At 30.9% G+C, this 11594-nt stretch carries 8 protein-coding genes; 3 read left to right on the top strand and 5 right to left on the bottom strand.

What is annotated here, in order from left to right; genetic code table 11:
* Positions 1–2: 2 nt before the first annotated feature.
* Both ACIQ11_RS00040 and ACIQ11_RS00035 read right to left on the bottom strand, forming a co-directional pair.
* Positions 3–1688, bottom strand: a complete 1686-nt coding sequence (locus tag ACIQ11_RS00040; protein WP_396151632.1) for a DUF6909 family protein — start codon at positions 1686–1688, stop codon at positions 3–5.
* A gap of 94 nt (positions 1689–1782) precedes the next feature.
* A complete protein-coding gene (locus tag ACIQ11_RS00035) occupies positions 1783–3267 on the bottom strand; it encodes a GH3 auxin-responsive promoter family protein (protein ID WP_396151630.1) in 1485 nt (494 codons plus the stop codon).
* Between the two features lie 193 nt (positions 3268–3460).
* On the opposite strand from ACIQ11_RS00035, the gene ACIQ11_RS00030 reads away from it, so the two are divergent.
* From ACIQ11_RS00030 to ACIQ11_RS00020, 3 genes are all read left to right on the top strand, one after another.
* Complete coding sequence (locus tag ACIQ11_RS00030; RefSeq protein ID WP_291242553.1) at positions 3461–3664, top strand: twin-arginine translocase TatA/TatE family subunit; 204 nt, start codon at positions 3461–3463, stop codon at positions 3662–3664.
* Positions 3665–3893: 229 nt separating this feature from the next.
* Positions 3894–6659, top strand: coding sequence for an outer membrane beta-barrel protein (locus tag ACIQ11_RS00025; protein WP_396151628.1), 2766 nt, complete (start codon positions 3894–3896; stop codon positions 6657–6659).
* A gap of 16 nt (positions 6660–6675) precedes the next feature.
* Positions 6676–7437: a GLPGLI family protein gene (locus ACIQ11_RS00020; protein WP_396151626.1), complete on the top strand. Its 762-nt coding sequence runs from the start codon at positions 6676–6678 to the stop codon at positions 7435–7437.
* A 3-nt stretch (positions 7438–7440) separates the two neighbouring features.
* Here ACIQ11_RS00020 and ACIQ11_RS00015 read toward each other — a convergent pair whose 3' ends face one another.
* From ACIQ11_RS00015 to rpiB, 3 genes are all read right to left on the bottom strand, one after another.
* The gene (locus ACIQ11_RS00015; RefSeq protein ID WP_396151624.1) at positions 7441–9573 is read right to left on the bottom strand and encodes a Tex family protein; all 2133 of its coding nucleotides are present in this window, start codon (positions 9571–9573) and stop codon (positions 7441–7443) included.
* 41 nt (positions 9574–9614) lie between these two features.
* Positions 9615–10178 carry a DUF4870 domain-containing protein gene (locus ACIQ11_RS00010; RefSeq protein ID WP_396151622.1) on the bottom strand — a complete coding sequence of 188 codons (564 nt, stop codon included), beginning with the start codon at positions 10176–10178 and terminating at the stop codon, positions 9615–9617.
* Between the two features lie 247 nt (positions 10179–10425).
* A complete protein-coding gene (gene rpiB, locus ACIQ11_RS00005) occupies positions 10426–10857 on the bottom strand; it encodes a ribose 5-phosphate isomerase B (RefSeq protein WP_396151620.1) in 432 nt (143 codons plus the stop codon).
* Positions 10858–11594: the final 737 nt, after the last annotated feature.

Below are 11594 nucleotides of genomic sequence, written 5' to 3'. Positions count from 1 at the left end.
TTTTAGTTTACGTTAAAAATTTGTTCTAATATTTTAATGGTAATTAAATACGTTGGTTTTACACCAGTGGTTCCTAATCCTCCAGAAGCTAATGTGCTTCCTGTTTCTAAAGGGTTGTCTGAGGCATAATACGCATATCTTACTTTTACATTGGTGTTTATGCTTTTTCTAATTCTTGAAGCAGATTGAATGGCTTTTTGATAATACGAACCTTCCATTTCTAAACCAATGGCTTCCCAGGTTGATTCGTGGAAAAATTTTAGTAAATCTCTATTTTGTAAAGACGTTCCTAAAACCGTTATCATAGGTCCTGAAAAAACAGGTATTCCATTTCCTTCGAACATTTCTTTTGTAAGTTCGTTTTCGAAATGATAATTATCTGCAGTTCCTTCATTCACGTGTGCGTTTGGAATCATAATGTCGCCTTTTCCACCTTCTAAAATTCCGGCTTTACCCATTATAGAAACCGATTCCACATTTAATAACGTCTTGGTTTTATCAACTTTATACGGCTTTAAAAGCTCATCAATGGTTTCGTACGCTTGTTCTCCAAAAGCATAATCCATTACAATAAGTACTGGTTTTTCCTTTATTGTTGCTGATGGAAAAGCTGTTTTTTTCCAATCGAATTTCGCAGTGTCAAAAATCTGCACATCAATATTTGTCCCTGAAGTATCTGGCAGCGAAATCATTCCGTTTTGTAACGCAACATCTTCCACTTTTTTACGTAACTCTTTGTGAGAAGACGAACTTAAGTCTTCATAAATTTGAAACGCTTCTTTTCCTTTATATTTTGTTGCTAAAACCGCAGGTGCAAAAACAGAATTCATTACACTGTGCATATTCGCACTAATTATATGAATCGGTCTTTCTAATAAATTGTTTTTGCTAAGTGTTTCTTTAATGTTGTTTGCCCAAATTTCTCCGTAAATATGATGCCCTAATCGTTCTCTTAAAATCGGACTAAAAGTAATCGTGCGTTTGTTATTGTCTACAATTTCTTCAATTGCAATTTTCCCTAACCAATATACAATTTGTAAAAAACGTTCAGGCGCTTCAGTTGTGGCAAACCCATCATAAATATCTTGCACTTCCGCAAAGGTTCTTCCTAAAACATTAGACAAGTGCGACATCGCAATTTCTCTATCTATAGGTGTTAGTTTTTTAGTTTGAAGGGCGAATTGTTCCAGTTTTTGCCAATCGCGAGATACCAAACCTTCGTCGTCAATTAAAACTCTATCTTTAATTTTATGCGATTCGATAAAAATAAACGTCAAATGCGTTAAAATATCATAAATATCCGAACGACCACGTGTAATTTCAATGTTCATTTGTTCCTCGTCAATACGATAACAATTTCTTCTTCTTTTTGGTGGAACAATGGCTTTAAAGTGCGAATTCGCATACCCTTCGTCCGACGTTAAATTGATATAACGACATTGCTCGATACCTACTGGCAAACGCTCAATCACGTATAATAATCCATTTAACTCTACTTTTTCTTCTGCAATGGAACCATAAATTTCTGGTCGTAAGGATAATAAAGCTTCACGTAAGGTTTCTCCTGAAACACCCATTGGTTTGTAAAAACCTCTGTTAAATAAGTGTCGCATAGTAATGTACAATCGTTCGATAGCTGCCGACGATTCTTGCGCCCGAGAACGCGAAATGTTTTTAATGTCTCTCATTAATTTCTATTTTATAACCAACAAAGGTAATAAATTTATTCTTTAGTCCGTTTTCGTTCGCTTTTTGTGTATAGAAAGTTAATAATTTCTTCATTTACAACGTTAAAAAATCAGCAATTTTTCTGTCGTTGCTTAATCTTGGTAATTTATTTTGTCCGCCTAATTTTCCGATGGATTTCATATAGTTTTGAAAACCATTTTTTGCCACTTTCGTAATCACAAGTGTTCGCAACACATTACCTTTTATTAAATCGTCGTAATACACATTTTGTTGGCGCATTTCTGCATCAATTTTTAATGCAAAAGTTTCCAAATCTTCTGGTTCCGAATCAAATTCTATTAACCATTCGTGATACGGTAAACCGCTTTTCGGATTAATTTGTGGCGCAACTGTAAACTCATTTACGCTTATATTTGTTCCCGAAATGGCGTTTTGCAAAGCGGTTTCCACTTCTTTGCCAATCACGTGTTCGCCAAAAGCAGAAATGTAATGTTTAATTCTTCCGGTAACAATAATTCGATAGGGTTTTGTAGAAGTAAACGCAACAGTATCGCCAATATTGTATGCCCAAAGTCCGGCGTTGGTAGAAATAATTAAAACATAATTTACGCCAATTTCTACTTCGCTTATTGTGAGACGTTTAGGGTTTTCGGTAAAAAATTCATCATCTTTAATAAATTCATAGAAAATTCCCGAATTCAGAAGTAATAACATTCCTTTTTCGGTTTGCGAATCTTGATAGGCAAAAAAGCCTTCAGATGCAGGAAATAATTCAATTGAATCTACTTTTCTGCCTATTAATTGTTGAAATTTAGCACGATACGGTTCATAATTCACCCCGCCATAAATGAATAAATTAAAATTTTTAAACAACTCGCCAACAGGTAAATTCGATTTTGTTTTTAATTTTTCGAAATACATTTGTACCCAACTTGGAATACCAGAAATAACCGTCATATTTTGATGAATGGTTTCTTCTACAATCGCATCTACTTTAGTTTCCCAATCTTCAATACAATTGGTTTTCCAACTTGGTAATCGGTTTTTTTGTAAATATTTTGGGACGAAATGCGCTACAATACCTGAAAGTCTACCTAATTTAATTCCGTTTTTTTCATCCATTTCTGGACTTCCTTGTAAAAAAATCATTTTTCCGTCAACAAAATCGGCTTTTCCGGTTTCGTGAATGTAACTTAAAATCGCATTTTTTGCCGCTTTAATATGAAATGGCATTGATTCTTTTGTTAGTGGAATGTATTTCGCACCTGAAGTTGTTCCTGAAGTTTTGGCAAAATACAACGGTTTTCCTTTCCATAAAACATTCGATTCACCAGCAACAACTTTATCAACGTATGATTTCAATTGTTCATAATCTCGAACAGGAACTTGTTTCGCAAAATCTTCAAATGATTTAATGGTTAAAAAGTTATGCTCTTTTCCAAATTGCGTGTTTTTCGCTTCACGCAATAAGGATTGAAATACCTTTTCTTGTGATGCAACAGGTTCGTTCGCCCATTTTTGCGTTTGAAAATGAGAATATTTAGCGAGTATTTTAGCTGCAAATGCTTTTATTGACATACTTGTCGGTTTTGTTTTTTAGTCTTTTTTTGAGACAAATCAACTGATTTTATACAAATATAATACAATTAGCGAATGTGCCAATTAGTAAATCTTGAGATTCGGGACAAGTTGTGCCAATAAAAAAGAATAATTTTATTTGTGTTTTATTTTTTTATGTACCTTTGTGGTATAAATTTAAAATTTAAACAAAATGAATTCTTTATATATAACTTTAGGAGCCATTGGTGGAACAGAGTGGATTATTATTATTGCTGTTGTTGTCTTATTTTTTGGAGGTAAAAAAATTCCAGAATTAATGAAAGGACTTGGTGGCGGTATCAAGGAATTTAAAAAAGCGGCTAAAGGTGAAGATGAAACTCCAGTAGTTAAAAAAGAAGAAGAAACAAAAGAATAAATTTTTAAAAATTCCAATATAAAAATTCCAAATTCCAAATTTAAAAACTTGGGATTTGGAATTTTTTATTTTAGGTTATTTCTTGAATTATAGTAAAAAGTTTACGCTTTAGTAAAATATTTTTTAATAAAACTCGTTTAATTAATTGTTAAACCCATTGAAATTACAACTGTTTCCTTATTTTTGTTGGAAAGAACCGTGGTTTTTTTGTATGCCCTAAAAAAATATTATGTTAAAATGTAATTGTTTACGTGTTGCTTTCCTATTTTTTTCTATTTCTTCCTTTTCTCAAAAAGGAACCCTTTCTGGGCGAGTAAATGATTTAGAAAAAAATCCTGTTGAAAATGCAGTAATTGCTTTAATAACGCCAAAAGATTCTATTTTGTATCGATTTACAAGGTCTGATAAAGAAGGTAAGTTTTTAATTAAAAACATCAAATCAGGAAAATATATTTTAAGCATTTCAAACAGTCTATTTGCTGATTATGTAGATGAAGTAGAAATAAAAGAAAATGAAAATAACCTAGAAACAATTGGGTTATTTAGCAAAAGTAAATTAATAGAAGAAGTAATTATTAAAGGCGGTTCAATACGAATTAAAGGTGACACAACTAGCTATAGAGCAAGTGATTATAAAGTTGATGTAAACGCAAATGTGGAAGAATTACTAAAAAAACTTCCTGGCATTCAAGTTGATAAAAATGGAGAAATCAAAGCAATGGGCGAATCGGTTAAAAAAGTTCTAGTGGATGGTGAAGAATTTTTTGGTGACGACCCAGGAATGGCAACAAAAAATCTTCGTGCCGATGCGGTTAAAACAGTACAAGTATTTGATAAAAAAAGTGATCAAGCAGAATTTACAGGAATAGACGATGGGAAAAGTCAAAAAACAATAAATCTGAAACTTAAAGAAGATAAAAAGAAAGGCCGTTTTGGAAAAATAGACAACTCTGCTGGACCATTAGAAGACCAAGACCCAAGGTATAACAGTAATTTGATGTTAAGTGCGTTTAAAGGAAAAAGGAAAATTTCGGCTTTTTTATTAAATGGAAATACGGGTCAGGACGGTTTAGATTGGGAGGATAGCGATAAATTTGGTGGTGAAAACAGCGATGTTACGATGAATATGGATGATGATGGAAATGTAAGTTACCAATGGATTGGAGGCAATAATGATGACGAACCTCAAGTGGATACACAAAATGGTTTTATAAAAAACACGAATGCTGGATTGCATTACAACAACAAATGGAACGACAAACAAACCTTAAATTTATCGCCAAAATTTAATAATCAAAACTACACTAATAACAATAAAAGATATAATAAATCACAAATTGGTGTAACACAACTAAATGAAAACACTTCGACCGCTACAAACGTCACAAGAAACAATTATAAATTCAATGCGTCTTATGATATAAAATTAGATTCGTTAAATACGATTAAAATAAATACAAAAACAAATTTTTATGCTACTACAAGTAATGAATTTACCGATGGCACAACTACTGATGAAATTGGCGTTTTAAAAAATAAAAGTCAGAAAAATCTAGATACAAAATCGGATAAACAATCATTAATGGCTTCCGTTTTATTCAAACATAAATTTGCTAAATTACGTCGTACTTTTTCAATGAACTTGTCTTGGAGTAGTTTAAATAATGAGTCTGATAATTATTTAAAATCTGATAATGAAAGTTTTATTTCGGGTATTTCTTCCTCTATTATAAGTCTTAATCAAAATAAAATTGGCAAAAAAACAACTCAAAACACGAATGTAAATCTTGTTTATACTGAGCCGATTGCTAAAAATTGGGCGTTACAACTTGGTTATCAAATTGCTTACAACACGGGAAAAAACAATCAATTAACGTATGATTTTTCAACTTTATCGAACCAATATGATTTACTGAATAGTGGACTGTCAAATCAATTTGAACAAACTATTGTAGTTAACAAACCCAATTTAATAATGAGTTATAACTCCAAAAAAATAAATTATAGTTTTGGTAGTGGATTTGGATTTACCTTTTTTGATTTGATTGACCAAACCTTCAATAAAGAGTACAAGCGAAACTATACCAATCTTTTTCCATCGGCAAGTTTTTCTTACAAATATAAAAACAATGGTAATTTAAGAATAAATTATAATGGCTCAACATCGCAACCAACGATTGACCAATTACAACCCTTGCGAAACAATCAAGATTTTTTTAATCAAATTATTGGAAATCCTGACTTGAAGCAATCTTTTACAAATAGTATAAATATTTCTCATAATAATTATAATATCTTGAGCGAATCTCATATGTATCAAGGCGTTAATTTTAGAACTACGTCGAATTTAATTACTTATAACAGAGATATTGATATTGACAACGCAAAAACTACCTCTAAAGCAATCAATACCAACGGTAATTTTTCTGGTAATTTTTATATGGGATATGGTTTCAAAATAAAAAAGTTTGATTTGGATGCCGGAATTAATCCTTCAATTAGTTATAATAAATCGATGATAAGTATTAATAATGTTCTGAACAATTCAAAGAATATAAATTCAAATTTTTCGTTTTATTTTTCTAAATCAGAAGAAAAAAGTTATGAATTTTACATCAATAATCAATTTTCAAATAATAGAAATAGTACGTCACTTAACAACGAAGTAAACTCATTTAATACCTATAATTTAAGTATAGATGCAAGCTATTATTTAAGTAAAAATTGGAAAATTAGCACAGATTATAACTTATATACTCGACAAAAAACGGATGATTTTCAGAGTAATCTTACAAATCAAATTTGGAACGCAAGAGTACAACGCACTTTTAAAAACGATGAATTTACTGCCTACTTTTTGGTTAGAGATATTCTTAATCAAAACATTGGAATTGAACGATATAACTATGGCAATGTAATTGGAGAAGAACAGAATGATAGACTTAAACGCTATGCTATGATTGGTTTTATCTGGAATTTTAAAAATAAACAATAATTAAAACATAAAAGCGATGAAATCAGTATATTTAGTAGCAACAATGTTGTTTTTTAGCTTTTGCTCAACAGCACAGCAATTTGTTGACAAAGCCGAAATTGAGTTTGAGGTAAATACTAATGTCAAGAAAAATATGAGTAATAATAGTTGGGATGAAATGATGAAAGAAAGTCTTTCAGAACTTAAAACATCTTATTGGACATACAGTTTTACAGACAATAAAAGTTTATTCAAATTTAATCGCTGGAGCGAAAAAACAAGAATTCCAAAAAATGAAAAAGACCAAGACGAAGAAAAAAGTTGGTATTATGATTTTAATACAAACTCTATGAGTTCACAAAAACAAGTGGTTGGTTCAACTATTGTAATTTCAGATAGTATTGCGCCTATTGAATGGAGAATTACTAACGAAAACCGTGAAATTGCAGGTTATAATTGCCGTAAAGCGGTTGGAAAAATTTTTGGTGATGTGTATATTTTTGCGTTTTATACCGATGATATCACCATTAGTGGCGGACCTTGTTCAATAAATGGATTACCTGGAATGATTTTAGGTCTTACAATACCAAGATTATATACTTCTTACATAGCAACCAAAGTAAACTTAACCGTTACAAATCCAACTGAAATAAAACCTATAACCGCTAAAAAAATGTTTTCTAATTTAGAATTTAGGACACTTATTGAAGACAAAACAAAAGATTGGTGGAGCTACGGGAACGATGAAGAAGAGAAAAAAAGAGAAAAAAATGTTTTCCTTTGGAATGCATTTCTCTAATACTTACAATACCATCGTCAACTGAATGCGCTTTCTTGCATCATCTACCTCAACCACTTTTACTTGCACGTGTTGGTGTAATTTTACCACTTCGTTTACATCGGATACAAATCCTGCTTTTAATTGCGAAATATGCACCAAACCACTTTCTTTGGTTCCGATATCCACAAAACAACCAAAAGCGGTAATATTATTTACTATTCCTGGTAAAATCATTCCTTTTTTTAAATCTTTTATCGTGCGAACATTCGGGTCAAACTCGAAAACTTTAGCGGCTTTTCTTGGGTCTAATCCAGGTTTTTCCAACTCTTTTAAAGCGTCTTTTAGTGTTAAAATTCCAATTTCAGATGTAATATAATTTTCTGGTTGGATTTGTGCTATTTTTTCTTTGTTGGCAATCAAGTCTGTTGTTTTAACACCTAAATCCTTAGCCATTTTTTCAACAATTGCATACGCTTCTGGGTGCACTGCCGAATTATCTAATGGATTTTTTCCGTCTTTAATACGAATAAATGCTGCGGCTTGTTGGTACGCTTTTTCGCCCAAACGGGGTACTTTTTTTAGTTGCTTTCTGTCTTCAAAAGGGCCGTTTTCTGTGCGAAATGCCACAATGTTTTCAGCCATTTTTTCGCCAATTCCAGAAACATAACTCAACAACGATTTACTAGCTGTATTTACGTTAATGCCTACCGAGTTTACACAACTCATTACTACAGTATCTAATTGCTCTTTTAATTTATTTTGATCTACATCGTGCTGGTATTGTCCAACTCCAATAGATTTTGGATCGATTTTTACCAATTCCGCCAACGGATCTGAAAGTCGTCTTCCAATAGAAACCGAACCACGCACCGTTACATCATAATTTGGAAATTCATCGCGCGCAATTTTACTAGCCGAGTACACTGATGCACCTGCTTCTGAAACCACAAAAACCTGAATGGGTTTATCAAAAGCAATTTTTTTAATGAAAAACTCCGTTTCTCGAGATGCGGTTCCGTTTCCAATAGAAATCGCTTCAATATTGTATGCATTAACCATCGAACGGATTTTTTTCATCGCCATAGCGCTATCGTTTTGTGGTGCGTGCGGATATACCGTTTCGTTGTTTAATAAATCGCCTTTTTCATCCAAACAAACTAATTTGCAGCCACTTCTGTAACCCGGGTCAATAGCTAAAATGCGTTTTTCACCTAATGGTGGCGCCAACAACAACTGACGTAAATTTTCTGCAAAAACATCAATAGCTTTTATATCGGCTTTGGTTTTTGCTTCTTGCAACGTTTCGTTTGAAATAGCGGGTTCTAACAATCTTTTATAACTGTCTTTTATCGCTTTTTCAATTTGTTCGCCGCTTTCGTTATTGGTTTTGATTAAATTATCTTCCATAAAACGAATCACTTCGCTTTTATCGTCATCATTTAAACCTACGTTCAACTTGATAAAACCTTCTGCTTCAGCACGTAACATCGCTAATAATCGGTGCGATGGCGCTTTGCTTACGTTTTCAGACCAATCAAAATATTGATTAAATTTTTGAGCGGCTTCGTCGTCTTTTTTGGTTTTAACTACTTTAGTGGTAATTTCGGCTTTACGCTGAAAGGTTCTTCGTAGCGATTTTCGAATGAAAATATTTTCGTTTATCCATTCGGCAATAATATCTCGAGCGCCTTGAAGGGCTTCGTCTTCATTGGCAACTTTTTCATTTAAATATTTCGATGCCAAAAACTCAATGTCATCATTTCGTTGAGACATTATTATTTTTGCTAATGGCTCCAATCCGTTTTCACGCGCGGTATCTGCTTTGGTTTTTTTCTTCTTTTTATATGGCAAATAGAAATCTTCCAATTCTTGTAAATCAAAACTGTTTTCGATTTTTGATTTCAATTCTGCCGAAAGTGCGTTTTGCTCCTCAATCGATTTTAAAATGCTTTCTTTTCGTTTTACAATTTCAATAAATTGCTTGTTTAATTTAGCAATTTGCTCAATTTGTACCTCATCTAAATTTCCTGTTTGATCTTTTCGATAACGAGAAATAAAGGGAATCGTGCAATCTTCCGAAAGTAATTGAATCGTAGCTTCAATGCTTTTTACAGCAATATTGGTTTGGTTTTGTATGAATTGGATTGTGGTCATTATTTTCCAAAAAATTAATTTTATTTAAATTTTATTTTGATTTACTTCACAAAAACAATTGGATTTATGTAATATTCTTTGATTTTATTTTGTTTTATTTTTATTGACGCATAGACAGAATAACTCGTATTTAAGGCAATCAACATAAGGGAAGTGTATAATAAAATTTCAGTGTTAAAAGTATGAGATATTTTGAAATAAGCAGTGACAAAAAATAATAAATTACTCACTATAGAAAATAAAATTTGAAAATTTAATATATTTTTTCCTTGTTTGTCTACGTTTATAATGCTTTCTCTTTTGTTTAGCCACAAAATCAATGGAAAAATAATATTTCCTAAAGGAATAATTACATTTGAAATTATAGATAAATGAAGAAACATAAGATAACTATTGTCTTCTATTTTACCATAATTAATAATTTCTTCAATATTAATTTGTAACGTTTCACAAATTAATCTTAATGTGTTGCCGCTTGGTTGGTTTTCGTCTTTTTCAATTCTTTGTAACGTTCTTAAATTAATTTTTGATAAGTCAGAAAGTTCTTCTTGAGACATTCCTTTTTGTTTTCTAATTTTAGAAATCTTTGATCCGATTGTTTCCATTTTAATGTTTTTAAAAATTTCATCAAAATTAAAATGAAATTGATATTTGGTCTTATGGTTTTTTTACGACATTTCTACGACATTTTTGTCCAATGGCTGTGTTTAAACGTTTTTTAAATAATCATATTAAACTTTTAATACTTTTTACAGCAATGTTGGTTTGATTTAATGAATTAAATAATGTTAATTGTGGAAAGTATTAAAAATATTAATTCCGTCAGTTGGTTGACGGAATTAACACAAAATATTATTTACAAGCAATTTTATTCACTCTATTTGCGTGTCTTCCGCCTTCAAAATCGGTATTTAAAAATGTAGCTACCATTTCCACTGCTTGTTGGATAGAGGTATAACGTGCCGGAATAGAAATTATATTCGCATCATTATGCTGACGCGCTAATTCCGCAATTTCTTTCGTCCAACATAAAGCGGCACGAATATCTTGGTGTTTGTTTGCCGACATCGCAATTCCGTTTCCAGAGCCACAAATTACAATTCCAAAATCTGCTTTTTTACTTACAACATCATTCGCTACAGCGTGACCAAAATCTGGATAATCTACGCTTTCAAAAGTATCTGTTCCGTGGTTAATAACTTGATAATTGTTGCTTTCTAAATAGTTAACTATTGCTTTTTTGTAGTCTGGACCCGCGTGGTCGTTACCAATTGATACTGTCATAATAGTGAGTAGTGTTGTTAATATTGTTTTACAAAAATAATCAATATGTAGCGTATCATAAAGTAAATTTGTAAATATTATTGGTTTCTTATTTTAATGTTTTTACAAAAACCAATCGAAAAAAGAGGGTTGTTAATACTTTTTGATAATGAGTTGATAATCAGTTAATGTTAATTTAACATTACGTGTTGATAACTTAAGATAGAAAATAATAAGTTTTTTGCTGGTGTGAAATTAAAATTTGTAATGCAAATCTTAAATTTAAAATCAAAATTTAGTTATTACATTTTATTGTTTTTTTATGAATACTTTTTACGTGGTTATTAACAAAATTTATAAATTGAGTTATATACAAAACAATCTCGGATTAAGATTTTAACAGGTGTTAATAAGATTTGTTTTAAAAATAAAATTTCCTTGGAAAAGAAGTAATTAGCAAAATTTTTGAGTGTTTATTAATTTGTATAACTTACTATAAGTTTGTAAAACAACATTTGAAAATAAATTTATACCACATATTAACACGCTATAATAACCATCAATAATTTAAATTTAATTAAAATCTTTTTTTGTTGTTTTTAATATATGTTGAAAACTTTTAAAAAGAGAATAGAATTAAGAAAATAGATTTTAGACTTTTAAAAATAATTTAATAAGTCAATTTTTTATAAAAACAGCTATGTTTATACTAATGTAAAGTGAAACGTCTTTAATATTTCAAAAAACTATGTTTCTAT

Origin of the sequence: Flavobacterium sp. (genome assembly GCF_044361065.1) — a bacterium.
Taxonomy (GTDB): Bacteria; Bacteroidota; Bacteroidia; order Flavobacteriales; family Flavobacteriaceae; genus Flavobacterium.
Note: the sequence above shows the minus strand (reverse complement) of the source record. Positions and strands in the feature narration are given on the sequence as shown.